The 18,700-nt window shown below is 29.5% G+C and carries 15 protein-coding genes; 2 read left to right on the top strand and 13 right to left on the bottom strand.

From position 1 onward, the window contains the following. Nucleotides 1–149: 149 nt before the first annotated feature. Nucleotides 150–362: a 50S ribosomal protein L31 gene (gene rpmE, locus DMR38_RS01010; protein WP_013236913.1), complete on the top strand. Its 213-nt coding sequence runs from the start codon at nucleotides 150–152 to the stop codon at nucleotides 360–362. A gap of 64 nt (nucleotides 363–426) precedes the next feature. Here the strand turns inward: rpmE and rho are convergent, their stop codons facing one another. The 6 genes from rho to ypeB form a co-directional block, all read right to left on the bottom strand. Next, nucleotides 427–1,881: a transcription termination factor Rho gene (rho, locus tag DMR38_RS01005; protein WP_127719592.1), complete on the bottom strand. Its 1,455-nt coding sequence runs from the start codon at nucleotides 1,879–1,881 to the stop codon at nucleotides 427–429. A gap of 181 nt (nucleotides 1,882–2,062) precedes the next feature. After that, on the bottom strand, nucleotides 2,063–2,407 hold the full coding sequence (locus tag DMR38_RS01000) for a hypothetical protein (RefSeq protein WP_127719591.1): 345 nt from the start codon (nucleotides 2,405–2,407) through the stop codon (nucleotides 2,063–2,065). Between the two features lie 190 nt (nucleotides 2,408–2,597). Beyond that, a complete protein-coding gene (locus tag DMR38_RS00995) occupies nucleotides 2,598–4,202 on the bottom strand; it encodes a CTP synthase (RefSeq protein ID WP_127719590.1) in 1,605 nt (534 codons plus the stop codon). A 278-nt stretch (nucleotides 4,203–4,480) separates the two neighbouring features. Further along, entirely contained in the window at nucleotides 4,481–4,786 is a 306-nt protein-coding gene (locus DMR38_RS00990; protein ID WP_127719589.1) for a ribose-5-phosphate isomerase, read from the bottom strand. An 81-nt stretch (nucleotides 4,787–4,867) separates the two neighbouring features. Continuing rightward, nucleotides 4,868–5,284 carry a DUF1934 domain-containing protein gene (locus DMR38_RS00985; RefSeq protein ID WP_127719588.1) on the bottom strand — a complete coding sequence of 139 codons (417 nt, stop codon included), beginning with the start codon at nucleotides 5,282–5,284 and terminating at the stop codon, nucleotides 4,868–4,870. Between the two features lie 226 nt (nucleotides 5,285–5,510). Beyond that, entirely contained in the window at nucleotides 5,511–6,881 is a 1,371-nt protein-coding gene (gene ypeB, locus DMR38_RS00980) for a germination protein YpeB (protein ID WP_127719587.1), read from the bottom strand. A 246-nt stretch (nucleotides 6,882–7,127) separates the two neighbouring features. On the opposite strand from ypeB, the gene DMR38_RS00975 reads away from it, so the two are divergent. Continuing rightward, the gene (locus DMR38_RS00975) at nucleotides 7,128–8,363 is read left to right on the top strand and encodes a glycosyltransferase (RefSeq protein ID WP_127719586.1); all 1,236 of its coding nucleotides are present in this window, start codon (nucleotides 7,128–7,130) and stop codon (nucleotides 8,361–8,363) included. Between the two features lie 114 nt (nucleotides 8,364–8,477). Here DMR38_RS00975 and spoIIR read toward each other — a convergent pair whose 3' ends face one another. The 7 genes from spoIIR to DMR38_RS00940 form a co-directional block, all read right to left on the bottom strand. Next, nucleotides 8,478–9,122 (bottom strand): stage II sporulation protein R, encoded by a 645-nt coding sequence (spoIIR, locus tag DMR38_RS00970; protein ID WP_127719585.1) that lies wholly within the window; start codon nucleotides 9,120–9,122, stop codon nucleotides 8,478–8,480. An 84-nt stretch (nucleotides 9,123–9,206) separates the two neighbouring features. After that, a complete protein-coding gene (locus DMR38_RS00965; RefSeq protein ID WP_127719584.1) occupies nucleotides 9,207–11,465 on the bottom strand; it encodes a Ger(x)C family spore germination protein in 2,259 nt (752 codons plus the stop codon). A gap of 207 nt (nucleotides 11,466–11,672) precedes the next feature. Next, complete coding sequence (locus DMR38_RS00960; protein WP_127719583.1) at nucleotides 11,673–13,130, bottom strand: spore germination protein; 1,458 nt, start codon at nucleotides 13,128–13,130, stop codon at nucleotides 11,673–11,675. Nucleotides 13,131–13,143: 13 nt separating this feature from the next. Continuing rightward, a complete protein-coding gene (locus tag DMR38_RS22610; protein WP_127719582.1) occupies nucleotides 13,144–13,338 on the bottom strand; it encodes a CLC_0170 family protein in 195 nt (64 codons plus the stop codon). Nucleotides 13,339–13,734: 396 nt separating this feature from the next. Then, entirely contained in the window at nucleotides 13,735–14,577 is an 843-nt protein-coding gene (gene ispE, locus DMR38_RS00950; RefSeq protein ID WP_127719581.1) for a 4-(cytidine 5'-diphospho)-2-C-methyl-D-erythritol kinase, read from the bottom strand. A gap of 104 nt (nucleotides 14,578–14,681) precedes the next feature. Further along, nucleotides 14,682–17,306 carry a cyanophycin synthetase gene (cphA, locus tag DMR38_RS00945; protein WP_127719580.1) on the bottom strand — a complete coding sequence of 875 codons (2,625 nt, stop codon included), beginning with the start codon at nucleotides 17,304–17,306 and terminating at the stop codon, nucleotides 14,682–14,684. A gap of 338 nt (nucleotides 17,307–17,644) precedes the next feature. Continuing rightward, nucleotides 17,645–18,451, bottom strand: coding sequence for a cyanophycinase (locus tag DMR38_RS00940; protein ID WP_127723838.1), 807 nt, complete (start codon nucleotides 18,449–18,451; stop codon nucleotides 17,645–17,647). Between the last annotated feature and the right edge of the window lie 249 nt (nucleotides 18,452–18,700).

Below are 18,700 nucleotides of genomic sequence, written 5' to 3'. Positions count from 1 at the left end.
GGAATAAATACATTTTAACATAAGCTATACATTAAATCACATTCTATATTGTAACAAATCAGGCTTTATTGACTTACCCATATGCCTATGTTATAATACAGAAGTTATAATTAGAGTTTTGTTATTTAAATTTGAAAGAGGTGACTAATATGAAAAACGGCATACATCCAGAATACTATCATGATGCGGTAGTTAAGTGTGCATGTGGAAACACTTTTACAACTGGTTCAACACAAAAAGAGTTAAAAGTGGAAATATGTTCTAAGTGCCATCCATTCTACACTGGTAAGCAAAAAGCTATTGATGCTGGTGGAAGAGTAGATAAATTCTTAAAGAAATTTAATTTAAAAATCGAAGAGTAGACATATTTTTCTAAATTGTTATTATAAAACCTGTCTTTTATTTAAAAGACAGGTTTTTAATTTTTTACTTTTCGCCTAGTTTGTTCATATTCATCTTGCTTACAATATTCATAAATTCATAATTGTTCCTGGTTTTTGAAAGTAAATTTATCAATTGTTCTGTAACATTTTGATTATTATTTTCATCATACATAACTTTTCTTATATTGAAAGCTGCTTCTTTCTCTAACTGACTTTTAAACAGTAAATCATCTCTTCTTGTTCCAGACTTGTATACATCTATAGCAGGGAATATTCTTCTTTCTTGAAGTTTTCTATCCAAATGTATTTCCATATTTCCAGTGCCTTTAAATTCTTCAAATATCATGTCATCCATTCTGCTTCCAGTTTCAATAAGTGCAGTAGCAAGTATAGTAAGACTTCCACCTTCTTCTATATTTCTAGCCGCACCAAAGAACTTTTTAGGCATTACTAATGCTCCAGGATCTAGTCCTCCTGAAAGAGTCCTCCCTGTAGGAGTTATAGTCAAATTGTATGCTCTAGAAAGTCTAGTAATACTATCTAATAATATCACCACATCCTGTCCTTGTTCTACCATTCTCTTGGTACGTTCAAGTACCATATATGCAACTTTAGTATGATGTTCTGGTTCCTCATCAAAAGTTGAATAAATAACTTCTCCATTTATAGACCTTTGCATATCAGTAACTTCTTCCGGTCTTTCATCTATAAGCACCACTATTAATTTTATTTCTGGATGATTTCTTGAAATACTTTGGGCTATCTTTTTTAGAAGAGTAGTTTTACCTGCTTTAGGAGGAGCAACTATAATTCCTCTTTGTCCTTTTCCTATAGGTGAGATTATATCCATAAGTCTTGTAGATAAGTCCGCACTATTGGTTTCTAACTTTATTCTTTCGTTAGGATATACAGGAGTGAGTGTTTCAAAAGGTTTTCTTCCCACTGCTCTTTCTGGATTCTCTCCATTTACCTTTTCAACATACAATAATGCCTTAAATTTTTCCCCTTCTTTAGGGATCCTAACTTTACCGCAAACTTCATCTCCTGTTTTTAAATTGAATCTTCTTATCTGAGATGGAGACACGTATATATCGTCAGGTCCTGTTAAATAGTTCTTTCCTCTTAAAAATCCATAATTATTATTTTCTATTATTTCAAGTACTCCCCTTGCACTATCTGATTCACTTATCATTTCTTTAAGTTTTTCTCTTTTTTCGTTTCCATTTGTCTTTTGTTCTTCATTTCTATCTTCATGTGCTTTGTTCTCACTATGCCTTACAGTATGCTCTGATTCTTTATGTTTATTTGCAGCTTCATCTTTAGGGCTTATTTTTTCTCTAAGTATAACACCACCCTTTTTGATATGGGCAGGAGATACTTTTTTTATTTCCTCAATCAATTGGCTTTTTTTATATTTTGATATATTTTTTATTTCCAAAGTTTTTGCAATTTGTTTTAATTGCAAAACCGTCATACTATCTATATCTTTATCGTCCAAAAGGTAACACCTCACAATTGTCTAATTTTATATTACAATTAAATTTAGGGAAACATTTAAAATATAATTGAAAATATCATTACTAATTAAGAAAATTCCATATAGAAATGCTTATACACACATAACATTATACCCTTTTTCTATATTTTAATCTACATTATTTTTGATAATTATAAAAAATTTATATCATAGCATATATTTTTTTATTAGCCCGAGTATACCTTAATATTTTTTCTTCTACACTCTTACGATTTCCTATACAAAATATAGGGAACCCTAACAACTCGCATCCTCCAATTATAATATTTTTTTTAACTACTTTATTTATATTATATTTATAATAGTGAATGCTTCCACAAAGTCCACATTTTATTTTTAATGATAATACGCCATTATTTATATAACTTACCTTTAAAGAGGTGAAACTTTCATTAATTTTATTAGTGTCAAATATAGAGAAATCCTTCATACAATATTTTCCTTCCGGATTTATAATAGCAATACTTATATTCGTTTCAAATACCATAAACCTCACCCCCCATAAAATTGGTATTTCTTTAAATATCTTAATACTATATACATTAATATTTCTATAAATATTACTAAAATCCTTCATAAAAGTTGCTTATATTACTTTTATTTATATTATTTTTTCGACAAAAATTGGTATATGCAGTTTTCACTAACACATACCAATTTCTTAATTTAAAAATATACTAATTTTTATTATCCAAAGAAGCTTTTATGAAATCCCTAAACAATGGATGTGGTCTATTAGGTCTTGATTTAAGTTCTGGATGAAATTGTACGCCTACAAACCATGGGTGGTCTTTTATTTCTACAATTTCTACTAACCTTGAATCAGGACTCGTTCCTGAAAGAACAAGGCCTGCCTGTGATAAATTTTTTCTATAATAATTATTAAATTCATATCTATGTCTATGTCTCTCATATATAACTTCTTCTTCATAAGCTTTAAAACAATTACTATCCTTTAAAAGTTTACATGGATATATTCCAAGCCTCATAGTCCCACCTTTTTCATCTATATCCTTTTGATCTGGCATTAAATCTATAACAGGATATTTAGTATCTGGATCTATTTCTGAGCTATGAGCTCCATCATATCCAAGTACATTTCTGGCAAACTCTATTACAGCACACTGCATACCAAGACATATTCCGAAAAAAGGAATTTTATTCTTTCTAGCCCAACCTGCAGCTAATATTTTTCCTTCTATTCCTCTATCACCAAATCCTCCCGGAATCAACACTCCATCCATGTCTTTTAGGTGTTCTCCTACATTTTTACTAGTTACATCTTCAGAGTTTATCCACTTTATATTTACATTAGCATCGTTAGCATATCCTCCATGATTTAATGCCTCAACTACAGATATATATGCATCATGAAGTTCTACATATTTTCCAACTAAAGCTATATTTACATTCTTAGATAATTTCTTAATATCATTTACCATTTTAATCCATTCGGAATTATCTATTTCACTGCATTCCAATTTCAACTTCTTACATACTAATTCATCTAATCCCTCTTTATGAAGCATCAATGGAACTTCATACAAGTTTTCAGCATCTAAGTTTTGAATAACAGAATCTCTCTCTACATTACAAAATAAAGCTATTTTTTCCTTTAAATCATTAGATATAGATGCCTCCGAACGACATACTATTATATCTGGTTGTATTCCTATACCCCTAAGTTCCTTAACTGAATGTTGGGTAGGTTTTGTTTTCAATTCTCCTGACTTTTGTAAATAAGGTACTAAAGTAACATGTATAAAACATACATTTTCTATTCCAACATCATATTTTATCTGTCTTATGGCTTCTAGAAAAGGCTGGGATTCTATATCTCCTACAGTACCTCCTATTTCAGTTATAACTACATCAACATCTTGTTCTTTGGCAACCCTATATACTCTTGATTTTATTTCATTTGTTATGTGTGGAATTACTTGAACCGTACTTCCAAGGTATTCCCCTTTTCTCTCTTTTGATATTACTGACCAATATATTTTTCCTGTAGTAACATTATTATTTTTACTTAAATTTTCATCTATAAATCTTTCATAATGACCTAAATCCAAATCCGTCTCTGCTCCATCATCTGTAACAAAAACCTCACCATGCTGATATGGACTCATGGTTCCTGGATCTACATTTATGTATGGGTCAAATTTTTGAATTGAAACCTTTAATCCTCTATTCTTTAGAAGTCTTCCTAATGAAGCTGCAGTTATTCCTTTTCCTAGTGAAGATACTACTCCTCCGGTTACAAATATATATTTTGTATTCATAAAATTTCTGCTTTTAAAAGCAGTGTCACCCCCTGTTTTTTATCCTATAAAGTTTTAGTATTACAATTTTTAATTTAACTATTTAAAAATATAAATAACATTATAAAAAGGTTAATATAAACTATTTCAATTAATTATTGACAAACTAATTAATTAGTTTTATAATAACAATTACCTTCATAAATAGTAAAATGGTGTATTTTTGTTCAAAACATATTTACTATGATATCACACTTTCTATTTATATTCCATATTTTTTTATTCTTTTCTATAAATATTTATTTTACTTTATTTATTATATCTTCTGCTTCAAAATACATTTCTCTTATTTTTTTATCAAACAATAATTTTTCTTCTGCTCTTTTTATATTCCTTTTTACATTTTTACTGTTCACAGAGGGAAAATCTTTCTTCAATAATTCCATATCACAGCATTCATATTTTTTAATAAGCAAAAAAAATAAGTATCTACAAGATTCGTTTTTTAATATTTTAAACATGTGTTTCCTACTAAGTCCCTTGTATTCACATAATATTTTAATTATTTTAGTGTATACTTCTTCTTTATTTCTAAAATATTTCATTGGAATCAACCTTCTCTTTTCATTACTATATATTTAATTAATTCCCATATGTGAATACTTTAATCAAAACTACCCAAAAATTTATTCATTAATTTTTATATTTACTTTTAGCTTGGTATTTTTTAATGCTTGTCCTGCAGTACTAATCTTATAATTTATCATTATATCCCCACCTTGTTCGTCTACGTTTATATTCAAACTATTTGTTTCTATTCTTAGTTCTATAGTTCCATAAGGTGTTTTATACATGGACACATTTTTTTTATTCTCATCAAAATCCATTTTAGTACTAGTACTCCCCATTCTTATAAGAGAAAACTTATCCTGTTTTATCTTCAATGTAGTAGTAGTTCCTTCCATTCCAGATAATTCAGTTTCTTTATAAACAGCATAATAGGAATCATCTTTTTTATAAAAATTTCCTGGAGTAACAACTTCTATAGGTTCTTCCCCATCAGTTTGTTTACTGGATACAGATATAATAGCTTTTTTTTTCATAATTTCGTTATTAAAACTTTATCAAACCCTATGGATTTTAGTAAAGTTATAACGTGTTTCGCCTCCCTTTTAGTCTAAAATAACTAATATATACATTATATCAGACTAATTTTAATATTAAAATCTATTCCAATCCTGAAATACTTTTTCATGCTTTGGAAACCTCACCAAATAAGTAAGGTTTCCATCACTCTAAACTAGGTATTTAAAAGAAAATAACAATGATTTACACTGCAAGTTTACCATTAGGAGTGTCAATTATTTGAATTATTCTCTCCTCATATCCCGTATTTGTATTTACATAAACTTTAAAGTAATCACCTTTATAATTTCCAGAAAACTCATAACATAGTACTTCCTTATTAGTTTCCGTAGGAATTATAGTGAGCCTCTTACTTGTTACATTTAGTCTCTTGCTAACTCTCTTCTCAGCTTCCCCATAGGTTAACTTAGGAGTTTCTATTTTTCTATTCTCTTCATGGGATATTAAATACTTTTCTGCTTCCACACCTATAATTTCTCCATTATCTAAAGCTATCTTTAGTTTAATCTGATCAGGATAAACAAGTATACCATTTTGACTATACACATAGTTTATAACTGCCACATTATTATATCTTAAGGAATACGTAATGATCATATTTTTATAACCTAAATTATCTAAATATTTGAGTCCAATTTCAGAAGCCTTTTTAACGTCCATAGAACTGTTATTTATGCTCTTATCATTTATTAAGTAGTATACCTTCCCCCCATTTTTACTTATTTCACATACTACTCTACTGTCTTTTTTAGTTCTTCCCTTTAATGCTGCAGTAAATCTATATACACCTATGTTGGATTTTTCATTAACAGAAGATACATCCATATTTTCTATCTTATCTTTTCCAATAACCTGCCTAGCAGTTTTTTCTGCCTCACCTTGAGAAACTTCTTTTTGTAATTTTATTTTAGGGTTTATCTGAAGTGTATTATCTGAAAACGGTCCATCATAAATTAATGTAGGATATTGAAGAACCTGTTTTTGTATTCCCCTAAATTGTTCAGATATTGATATATCGTTACTTTTAGCAAAAACGCCTGTAATCTTTTTTCTTATTTCTCCCCATTTTACTTTCCCCTGATTTATATTGTTAGATACTAATTCTAACTGATTTTCCAGTACATTGGATTGCTTTTTTAATTTTTCTATATCATTATAATCTCTTTCGCTTAACTGTTTTCCTTCTGTAGATGATTTGCCTAAACTATAGCAGAAATCTCCTACCTGAGTTAAAAACTTACTGGTATCTGATATAGTAGATTGGGATACTGGAAGTGAATGCAATTTATCACTAGCTACAGCAGAATACCTAAATATTTCGTCAAAAACTACTATCTGTTGTTCTCTTGATCCAACTATAGCCGATTTGGTTAAATTAGTTCTTATATTTTGAACTGCATCTATTAATTCATACATACTTTTACCATACTCACCCTGCAAATAATTTCTATAATCATTTCTTTCAAGAGTCATTAATACAGCAAATGTGCTAGAAAACACTACAATTAAAGTTACTATGGCAGTATATATTATCCTTTTTTTAGAAAATTTCATAAATTTCCACCTCTTTTTTATGACTAATCTCACCATTTATCCGATCGCTACCATTCCATTTTGCCTCTTTTTATATTGTTTGCATTTACCTAATTGTTATGTATTATTTGTTTAATATAAAATTTAAAAGCCAATACTATATTTATTGCTTATTATTAATTTTTTCTTAAATGTTAGTTAAATGAGTTTATTATTTTCCGTACATTTTATATAATTAAATTACATACTTAACCAGAAGGTGATTAAATGAAAGTTTTAATTCTTTCAATTTCTGCAGGAGGCGGACATGGTAACGCTGCAGAAGCTATAAAAAGTTACATAGCCTTAAAAGCTCCAAAATCAGAAGTAAAGATTATTGATACCATTAAATATATAAATCCTATAATAGACAAAGTAGTAATTGGAAGTTATTTAAAATCTCTAAAAGTATCCCCTTATTTATATGGGAAATTATACACTTACTCAGAAGATGATTATACAATTACAAACACTATAAGTTCTAAGCTTATTGAAGCTATGACTTGTAAATTGATTCCACTTATTCGTGAATTTAGACCTGATATATTAATAGCCACCCATTCATTCTCTACAGAAATGCTGTCGGTGCTAAAGTCAAAATACAATATGAACATACCATGTATGTCCATAATCACTGATTATTACTCTCATAGTTCTTGGCTTCATCCTTATATTGACGCTTATGTGGTTTCTAACGAAGATATGATAAGCAAAATGATTTTTAAAGGGATATCCAAAGACACTATTTATAACTTAGGAATACCTGTTAAACCAGATTTTAATATGAATTATGATAGAAAAGACACATTAGAATCATTAGATTTATGTGAATCCAAATTTACCATACTAGTTATGGGTGGAAGTCTGGGGCTTGGAAAAATAGTTGATATATATAAACAGTTAACTAATATAAATGAAAATATCCAGGTAATCATCATAACAGGTAAAAATAAAAAACTTTATGCAGAGCTTTCAAAGATTAAAGATTCTTCTTCAAAGGAAACTCGAATTATAGGTTTTACTGACCATGTAAATAAGTATATGCAGGCTTGTGACCTTCTTTTAACAAAACCAGGAGGGCTTACTATTACTGAGGCCTTAATATGCAAAATACCCCTTGGTCTATTTTCTCCAATACCAGGTCAAGAAGAAAAAAATGCTCAATTTCTACTAAGGCATAATTTGGCTGTAAATTTAACTGACATAGAAAAATGTGGTGAAAACATAGAAAAACTTCTTCACTCTAAAGATGAACTAAAAAGCATGGTAGAAAATTGCAGTAAATTTTCTAAACCTTATGCTGGGAATGACATATTTAATTTAATAAATTGGCTTGTACAAAATAAATCAAATAAAAGTTCCTTTACAGAAGAGAAAATTTATGAAAAGAACAATCCTAAAACTTTTTTTAAATCTGCAGAAAAATATTTTTTGAAAACAGCTTTAAAATTATTTGAATTGTAAATTAACTTGTGTTAAATATAGATTTCTATTCATATATTACAAGTTAGGGCTAATTGAAGGTATAAAATTCTCAAATTTTGAGAACTTACCATATTCAGCCCACTTGTACTAGATTTATATTCCCAACTTATTTAACACCTCTATTATTTTGAATCTAACTTTTATATTATTTTTGTCACTTATATCAAATTCATTGTTGTTTACCATCTTGTACTCCTCCGGTGTCAAAACCTTTTTCATTTCTTGTTCTGTCTTTTTGTAGGATACTTGTCCTTTTGTAATATCTACGAAACATAATGGAGGAAACATAACACACCACCAGTTTTGGCCTCGTCCTTTTCCTATAATGACCCTATAAGCCTCATACCTTCCCTGAGGAAGAGTTATATTTCCATAAGTCTTTATAGGGAAATTTACTCTGGATAAGGTACTTTTAACTTCATAGTTATAACCCTGCTCACTTATTACTCTACGGGCTACTTTTAATACGTCCTTATCATTTTCCCTTAAAACTTTTCTTGATTCCTCTATATTTTTACAGTCCTTTAGTTTAGGTTGTATATATTTCAATATTTTATCTCTTACTTTTAGTTTAAGTGCCTGATCATTTTTTGAATCACTATTTGCTATAACATGAAATCTTATAATCCTAGATGCCATATCATCCTGCATATTGTTACTTTTTACTTTAAATAAATAGGAACATACAGTAAATATACTTAAAATACATATAATAAATACTAATAAAAATTTTTTCATGATCTCATCCCCACTTTTTAATAACTATTGATTATTTTATTAATAATTATTTACATATATTTCAATTATATTCACTGTATGCTATTATTTTACTACACCAATTCTCCTTATTTTAGTATCTACATTTACATTTACAACTGCATCTTTATAAGAACCCTCCCATTTATCTTTTACTTGCCTCCACATAAGCGGATGATATCTTTTTATATAATCCTTAAATCCTATAGGATCAATTTTAAGATCTCTTTGAGTAACTTTTATAGCATCCTTACATTCCTGTGCTATGGCCTTATTAAAGCTTTGTTCAATATAACTCAATTTACCTACTGATAAAACCTTATCGTTAGTATAATAATTTTTTATCTCACCTTCAATATTTAGTTTTATATTAAACACTAAATTTCCTTTTTCTTGGGAGACTTTTATTCTTCTATTACTCTCATTTATCCTTATATCTACAGGATGACCTTCCAAATATATCATTCTTTTGCCACTTTTCAATTTGCCTTGTAATAATTCTATATTAGAAGTCTGAACTTGATTTAAATCACCATCATATTTAAAACTTTTTATAGCTGCAGTACCTGCTATCTTTATATTCTTTTTGTCCTTATCCATTTCAATTTTTGGTATTATGCTATTTCCATTTTCACTCATACTAACTAAGAAATCATTTAAAGTTACAGTTTTAACTTCATTGTCCTTGGCATCTCCTTCAACTAATCCCAATATATAACCTTCTGTACTTTTTGCCATGGGCATTTTTATTTTTATATACTTATCTGAACTTCCACTAGATATAACTATATACATATTTCTATTTAGTGAAGGTTCTCTTTGCAAATAATCTACGACTTCTTTTACTACATCAGGATATTCCATTAAACTTTTACCTAAAACAAGCAACTTTGTTTGACTAAACTTCACAGTTCTACTGCTTTTAGACATTGCTGTATTTACAGCATCCTCCATTGAATATCCATCTACATCCACATATTTGTCTCCAGATATACCTCCTTTACCGGGTTCTAATTTACTCAAATCTGGTATTCCAAAAGTTACATGGATTTTTTTTAGGTTTATGGAGGTTAGAGGATCTGTTGACTTCACATTTTTTAATTCTTTAGTCTTACCTATATCCTCTCCTGCATCCACTCCTATTACAGATACTAATTGAGTTCTTTCTATCTCAACTTTATCCCAGCATCCAGTTAGCACAGTACAAGCTAAAAATATGCATATAAACTTGCTTGCATTTAAGTTCCTTTTAGGTTTTCTAAACAAAAATATAATTAAAGGAAGAAATATTAAACTGTACGCAGCTGCCCCAGGCATTACTGTGTTAATTATATGGTATAGATCTGCTATATTTTCAGGATACATAGCTGTCAAATATATAAATGGAGCTATTAAAGCTGAGGAAATCCTTATATCGCCTAATCTAAATACGTCTTTTACTATATCTGAAGACAGGTAATATACATTAGAAAAATTACAAAAGTAAAACATAATCCATATAGCCATTGCTATACCTTCCCATCTCTCTATAAAGGCTCCTCTTATATCCACAGATTTTATCATTGTTATAGTAGGCCATAATAAAGTTTTAGTTTGCTCTTCAGAAAAAATAGCTAGAGACAGTATAACTGTAACAACATAAAATAATGTTACAAACAGAATGCTTTTTAACGCTATTTTTTTTATACTTACTTTATTTTTTGCAAAAGGAGCAACTAAGTATATTATCTCTATGCCAACAAAACTATATATTGTATTTTTGAAGGCTTTTAAATAATCATAAACATTACTATTAATAAAGTTAGGTATACTGCTATTAAAGTTTGTTTTGTTTAAAGTAAACAAAAATATTAATCCCATTGATACGAACATTATCCAAAAAGAAACTTCATTAAACTTTATTAAATCTCCTAGTTCATTTCTTATAAGATAGATTCCTGTAAATATCATTACAATTATTAGAAATTCAGAAGGAGTTTTTTCCAGTAAATACATTTTTATAACTTCTATAAATATCCTCATACCCATGGATATAAAAAATATATTATATGCAACAAATATAAGTGCCAAAATACCTCCAAATATCTTTCCAAGGCTATTTTGTAGTATTATGCATAACTTGTTATATCCATTTAATTTTATAACTTTATAGGCAATGTAAATTAAGAAATAAGCTAATATTCCTTCTACTATTGTTCCAATCCATCCATTTGACCCTAAATAGTTTACCACTTCTCCCGGATATGAAAATGCTCCTACACCTATCATAGTTATTACTATAGTACTGAACATTCCAAATTCAGTTATAAAATTTTTTTGTGTCATGTAATAACCATCTCCTTACCAATTCACAGTTCGCAATTCATATAAATTTCAATCTTCAAGTCTATATTTATCCAATGGCTACCATCCGTAATCTCCCCATCGCACACAGTGAAAGCGACTGTCACCAAATCAAAGATTTGGGATATCTGCTTTTCTCATAAAGTGGGGGATAACGGCTGCTACGCCCCTGGATAACGATTTCTAAGTTTATCTTTGTCTTATTTTGTCTTGAGTTTTCATATATCGTGGCCTTCTTTTAAAAAAGCTAAAAGGCAATCTTAGGTACATATCCTTAAAGTCATTAATGTTTTCATTTACCATTGGAGACAGATATGGTACTCCAAAACTCTTAAGTTTAACTAAATGTATCAATGTTAATATAAGTCCAATCATAATTCCATAAAGTCCAGCAATTGCAGAGGCAATTATGAGTAAAAATCTAATCAACCTAAATGCAGCTGTCATCTCATAATTAGGCGTAGTAAAACTTGTTATAGCTGTGATTGCTACTATTATTATCATTATTGGGCTTACTATTCCAGCCTGAACTGCTGCCTGACCTATAATAAGGCCTCCCACTATACCAGTAGTTGCCCCTATGGCCTTTGGCAATCTGGCTATGGATTCTAAAAGCAGTGCCAAACTTATCTCCATAATTATGGCCTCTACAAAAGCTGGGAAAGGTACTCCTTCTCTTGAAGCTGCAATAAAATACGCCAATTTAGTAGGTATTATTCCCGTATGAAAAGAAGTAACAGCAACATAAAGAGCAGGCAATATAAGTGAAAGAATAATAGACATAAACCTTATTATTCTAATTGTGGATCCATATATCCACCTTTGATAATAATCATCTGGTGACTGAAATAAGTTAGGCATTGTAGCTGGAACTATAATTGCAAAAGGAGAATTATCTACTAAAACAGCAATTCTACCTTCATAGAGTGCAGCTGCTACTACATCTGGTTTTTCAGTACTCTGAATCTGAGGAAAAAGAGACCACTTATTGTCTTCTATAAGCTGTTCTACATATCCACTATCTAAAATGGCATCTATTTTAATGTTATCTAATCTTTTCTCAAGTTCCTTTAGAGCTTTAGCATTTACTATATCGTCTATATACATTATTACAACATCGGTTTTAGATCTTACCCCCAGTGGTTTGGGAACAATTTTAAACCTGGTATCCCTTACTCTTCTTCTAACAAGTGCTGTATTGAATCTTATAGTTTCTGTAAATCCATCTCTTGAACCTCTTAAAACAGTTTCCCCTGAAGGTTCCGTTACCCCTCTCGCAGGCCATAATCTAGTAGAAATTACATAAAAACTTTTCATTCCCTCAAGAAACATCAAAGTATCTCCTGATAAAACCAAATCCACCCCTTTTTTTAAATCGTCTAAATCCTTCATATCAGATACACTCATCATTCTATCTTTTATATCATCTACATATTTTACGTATCTTGCTCTAGCCATTAACCCTCTAAGTAGATCATTCAAAAGCATTTTGTCTCCCATTCCGTCTATGTATACTATTGCAGATTTCACAGGTCCTATATAAAATTCTCTAAAAACCACATCTGAATCATCCTTAAACAGATCTTTTAAATATTTTATATTCTCGTCTACACTAGGTAATATCTTACTTCTTACCTCTTCTTTCACTTTTATCACTTCCTTAAAAAGAATATATAGAAAAGGCGTATAACACAACTGAAAAGACTATTAAAATTACGCCAATTATCTTAGATTTAAAAGCAGTTTTTATTAATCTATTTCTTTTAAACTTTTTTGAATCAATGAATGTCAAAGTGATTCCTTCAATTACCATAAGTATAAAAAAATATTTGTCAAACAGATGAACTATTCTCACATTTTTTCCTCTTCCCTTTTGTCAACTTTGTATAAAGTAATTTTAAGTTATTTTTCACCTAATAAACCTTATTTATTCATAAAATTGTTTTTGTTAATTTCTTTAAGATTTATATAAAAAATCCTGTTTGGTTATATACTTTCTAACCAAACAGGATTTTTTTAGTTAAGAATTAATACTGAATAGTGAATAATTATTTTTGTCCAATAAGATTTGAAAAAACTTAAATTCAAAGCTTTAATAACACTATATTTTAGATTTTCTGGAATTTTAACGAAAGAAAATCATCCATAACTATTAATTCCTAACTCTCAATTTTTAATTATATTTTATCAATTATCAGTACAATATCTGGAATTATAAATCTAACTTTCAAATTATAGATTCTATATACCTTTAAATGGTTCTTGTAATAAACACCTCTCTATACCTAGCTTTCATATTATCATAACATTTCTGTGCTTTTAGCATATCATCAAAAAAAGCAAAAATGCTTGGACCGCTCCCACTCATAAGTGAACCTACTGCTCCGAAATTTATCAAATCAGTCTTTATTTTTCTAAGTATAGGATATTTTTTTAAGGTTACATTTTCCAAAACATTTTTCATATTTTTACTCAGCATCTCCAATTTTGATTTATTAACCGCATCTATTAAAATTTCTGTATTAGGATGCCTTTTTATTTTGCTTATGTCTAAATCTTTATATACCTCTGCTGTGCTCACTCCAAAAGGCGGTTTAATCAATATGAGTATATGGTTTCTAAACGGCATGAGTGGTGTAACCTTGTCTCCTATACCCTCACACAAGGCTGTACCTCCTATTATACAATAAGGAACATCTGCTCCTATATTTAAGCCTAATTCACTCAATTCTTTATCACTTACTTCAGGAACATAAATATTTCTCATAGTCTTCAGTATAGCTGCAGCATCTGAACTTCCACCAGCAAGTCCAGCTGATACAGGTATATTTTTACCTATGTTTATACTAATTCCATTCTTTATATTATATTTATCAATAAACAATTTTGCTGCCCTGTAAACCAAATTTCTCCTGTCACAGGGAATATATCTATTATTAGAGCATATATGTATTCCAGTTTTGATCTCATCTATTTTTAAAACATCATATAAGTCTATATTCTGCATTATCATTTTCAAAAGATGATACCCATCTTTTCTTTTTCCCACCACGTCTAATGAGAGATTTATTTTAGCATAAGCTTTTACTAACATTTCAATCCTCCAAAGTAACTTAATAATATTAAGGTATTTAAAATAGTATAATACTATTTTAAAATTAAAGCTATACTTTTAAAATTTAAAAGTATAGCTTTTTCCTATATCATAGCTAGTGAATTTAAATTTGATTTTTCTCTATTTAGCTTCTGATTTAACAGCTTCATTAGAGGATCTATTTTTTCAAAGAATATTATTATGAGGTCTCCTTGTTTTGCAGTATCTATTGCTTTTTCTAGTGCCTCTTTTTCGTCTAAAATAACTTCTACTTTGTTCATGTCAAAGCCTGACTTCGTGACGCCTACTTTTAGTATTTTTGCTATAGCTCCAATTTCTCTACCTCTTCTATCTTTATCTTCTTTAATATATACATAATCGAAGTTCTTTCCCGCAATACTTCCTATTTTTTCAACACTCTCATCTGTTCTATCACCTGGTACCCCAATTATTCCAACTAATCTATTATATTTTAAATTTTTAGCACCTCTTATAACAGCTTTATAACCTTCTATATTGTGTCCATAATCTAAAACTACTTTTACCCCATTTAAATCATAAATATTAAACCTACCTGGGTTAAAAGAAAAATCTCCATAAAAAGTTTTAAACCCTTTCCTTATAATAGAATAGTCTATATTAAGCCCTACTGCAGCCGCACAAGCAGCCATAGCATTTTCTACATTGTAGGTTAATTTTCCATCTAATGATATTCTTATATCTTCCACTTTAGCAATAGGTACTATTTTTTCTGTCTTTTCTACATACATAATATTACCTCTAATATATACTCCATACCCTCCACTATTTATGTTCTTTCTCAAAATTGGGTTATCCTTATTTTTTGAAAACATAATTATAGTACTTTTTATTCTATTAATTATACTTATACTTACTAAGTCATCTGCATTTAAAACTACATACCCATCTTTTTTTACAGCTTCTCCTACAAGAGATTTCACATAAGCTAAATCCTTCATGGTATGTATTCCATCTATACCTAGATGATCTTCCGTTATATTAGTTATAACTGCTACATCTGCTAGGTCATAAGCAAGACCCTTTTTTATTATACCTCCTCTTGCTGTTTCTAATACTGCTGCTTCTACATCTCTATTTGCCAAAACAGTTTGAGCACTATAATATCCTGTAGTATCACCTTTACATATACACTTATTATTTACATATATTCCACCTGTAGTAGTCATTCCAACATTATATCCAGATTTTCCTAAAATATGTGCTATAAGTCTCGTAGTTGTAGTTTTTCCATTAGTTCCTGTAACCGAAACTACAGGTATTGGTTTATATTTATTAAACATCATATCTACTATAGCACTTGCTACATTTCTGCTCTTACCTTGGCTAGGATAGTGGTGCATTCTAATACCTGGTGCTGCATTAACTTCTAATATAGCACCTCCACTTTTGTCTATAGGTTTACCTATGTCTTCACAGCATATATCTATACCACACACATCAAGTCCTATAGCCTTTGCTGCCCTTTCACAAATACTTATGTTATCTTCACATATTATATCAGTGCAATCTACTGCTTTCCCTCCTGTAGATAAATTCCCATTTTCTCTTATTATCAACTTTTTACCTTTAGGTAATATACTATCTAGCCTATAGCTGTGTTTACTTACACACGATTTTAATTCTTCATCTATTTTTATTGTTGTCAAAGGCTTCTCATGTCCATCTCCTCGCGCTGTGTCCTTATTTATATTTTTTATTAATTCAACTACAGTACTTACTCCATCTCCTACAACACAGGGAGGTATTTTTTCCGAAACAGCTATTACCTTTCCATTTATCACACATATTCTAAAATCTTTTCCTGTTATATTTTTTTCTATCATTATATTATCATATTTTTTTGATAGTATATTATAAGCATTTATAGCTTCCTTTTCACTTTTTATATTTATAAATACACCTTTTCCTTGATTACCATAACAGGGTTTTAAAACTATAGGATACCCTATCTCTTTAGCTTCTATAAGCAACTCTAAAGGGCTTCTTACAATTCCACCTTCTGCTACAGGAAGACATTGATTTTTAAGTATCTCTTTAGTCAATATTTTGTCACAGGATATATCTACAGCTACAGCTTTTGTGTTATAAGATATGGTTGCTTCTATAATTTTACTATACTTTCCATACCCCAGTTGAAATATACTGTTGTCTCCAATTCTAGTTACAGGTATTCCTCTCTTTTTAGCTTCCGATATTACAGCTAAAGTACTTGATCCTATTTCTTCTCGTTTTAATATTTTCTTTATATCTTCTATAGCTTCATTAAAATTATAATCTTTTCCTTTTATAAGAGAATTTATTAAGTTTACAGCTATCTTCCCCGCTGCTACTCCTGTATTTTTGTATAAATACTCATATATTATATAATATTTGTCACCACTTATTTCCCTAGCTTTTCCATAGGAAGCATCTACTCCCAGGATATTTTCAATGGAAAGTATAATATGTTCGCATACATGAGCTAAGTAAGTACCCCCTTCTAATCTTTTTCTAAAACCATGCTCTTCATCAATTCCACACCTGTGTTCATTTAGTTCAGGTATAATCTTTAACAATTTATTATTAAATCCAGGTATATCTTTAGTAGGAACTTCGCTGTATCCTTCTAAATCTACAGACATTTTTATGCATTTTTTATGAGCAAATATATTTCTTCCTTGAAAAATTCTAAAATTATCTATTCTCATCTTCGTATATATTGCCCGTTACGTAAGCATAGGCCTTTTAGATTTGTTTAAAAACTCTGCTTACCTCCCTATTCATAGTATCCGATTTTGCTTATTTGCTACTTTCGTTTGGTCCGATACTCCAAGGGCTTAAAATCCCGTTTAACTATAACGGTATCATCAGCACTTATCTTTACGTTAGGCATTTTCAAAAAAATAACTAGTCAGTATGCTAACCTATTTTCTTTCAAATGTCTTATTTACTGATTTAACGGTCTCTTCGGACTCCTCCCTTTATATCTATTTGACCTTTCATTGGTTTTTATTATTTCATTATGAATGACAAAAATCAAAATTTACTAGATATTATAGGCTGATTTATTTAGTAAATTAAAATTATCTCCACATTTAAGAACATGCAATTTTACGTCAAACATGGATAATACTTCATCTGGATGTTGTTCTGAAACATTACTGTAAGTTATATTAGAACCATCTATTATATATACTGCTCCAGAACCAACTACTGTAAATTCTCCATTTTCCTTAACTATAATAGCTGTATCCTCATCAATTCCTATGCCTAGACTCTGAGGATTTTCTGCTATTCCTACAAGCAATCTACCTATCCTGCCTCTCTGTGCAAAATGTTGGTCTATGATAACCCCTTTTATAAATCCAAGTCCCGGAGCCATTTTTAGGGTACACTTTTTAGGGGACTCTTCATCAGGACCTGTTACTATCATAGTATCACTCATAACAGAAGCACCTGCAGAAGTTCCCACAAAAGTACATCCGTTTTTATATAGTCCTTGAATTTTAGAATACAGTGGTGTTCCTCCTATTAAACTTGTTATTCTAAGTTGGTCACCTCCAGTAAAAAATATCATAGAAGCATCTTCTATTAGAGTTATATTGCTTATATTAAATGCATCCTTTCTATCTTTAATATTTAATATTTTTATATTATTTATACCTAATTCTCTAAATATTTTCTCATACTCACATCCTAATTCCTCCGGAATTTCAGAAGCGATAGTTGCAATTACAAGTATATCTTTACTTTTTTCCAACATTCCAGAAACTTTTTTTAATATTTTTTTATCGCCTTTTTTATCCTCTGCTCCTCCTATTATTATCAAGTTTCCCTCTACTTTTTCTTTCAAACTCATACACCTTCTCCTGTGGATATTTTATATTTTTTCCATATTTTTAATTATTATGCGTAAGACAAAAAACTTCAGTACTTTACTACTGAAGCATATAAATTAAGTTATTCATTTTTAACTTAGCTTTCACCTATACGGAACTTTGACTTAATATAAAAATATTGCGAAGCAAAGCTTCGCAAGTTAAGAATTAATAGTGAAAAATTAATAGTGAAGGATGATTTTTAGCTGTCGCAAAAAATCCTT

The sequence above is a fragment of the Clostridium sp. AWRP genome (assembly GCF_004006395.2).
GTDB lineage: Bacteria > Bacillota > Clostridia > Clostridiales > Clostridiaceae > Clostridium_B.
The sequence above is the reverse complement of the archived record's forward strand: the minus strand, read 5'-3'. Positions and strand labels throughout refer to the sequence as shown.

What these genes read in the sequence shown, in the direction of transcription:
- rpmE (WP_013236913.1), top strand. Translation starts at nt 150, where the DNA reads ATGAAAAACGGCATACATCCAGAATACTATCATGATGCGGTAGTTAAG.
- DMR38_RS01000 (WP_127719591.1), bottom strand. Translation starts at nt 2,407, where the DNA reads ATGGTATTTGAAACGAATATAAGTATTGCTATTATAAATCCGGAAGGA.
- DMR38_RS00995 (WP_127719590.1), bottom strand. Translation starts at nt 4,202, where the DNA reads ATGAATACAAAATATATATTTGTAACCGGAGGAGTAGTATCTTCACTA.
- DMR38_RS00990 (WP_127719589.1), bottom strand. Translation starts at nt 4,786, where the DNA reads ATGAAATATTTTAGAAATAAAGAAGAAGTATACACTAAAATAATTAAA.
- DMR38_RS00985 (WP_127719588.1), bottom strand. Translation starts at nt 5,284, where the DNA reads ATGAAAAAAAAAGCTATTATATCTGTATCCAGTAAACAAACTGATGGG.
- ypeB (WP_127719587.1), bottom strand. Translation starts at nt 6,881, where the DNA reads ATGAAATTTTCTAAAAAAAGGATAATATATACTGCCATAGTAACTTTA.
- DMR38_RS00975 (WP_127719586.1), top strand. Translation starts at nt 7,128, where the DNA reads ATGAAAGTTTTAATTCTTTCAATTTCTGCAGGAGGCGGACATGGTAAC.
- spoIIR (WP_127719585.1), bottom strand. Translation starts at nt 9,122, where the DNA reads ATGAAAAAATTTTTATTAGTATTTATTATATGTATTTTAAGTATATTT.
- DMR38_RS00965 (WP_127719584.1), bottom strand. Translation starts at nt 11,465, where the DNA reads ATGACACAAAAAAATTTTATAACTGAATTTGGAATGTTCAGTACTATA.
- ispE (WP_127719581.1), bottom strand. Translation starts at nt 14,577, where the DNA reads ATGTTAGTAAAAGCTTATGCTAAAATAAATCTCTCATTAGACGTGGTG.
- cphA (WP_127719580.1), bottom strand. Translation starts at nt 17,306, where the DNA reads ATGAGAATAGATAATTTTAGAATTTTTCAAGGAAGAAATATATTTGCT.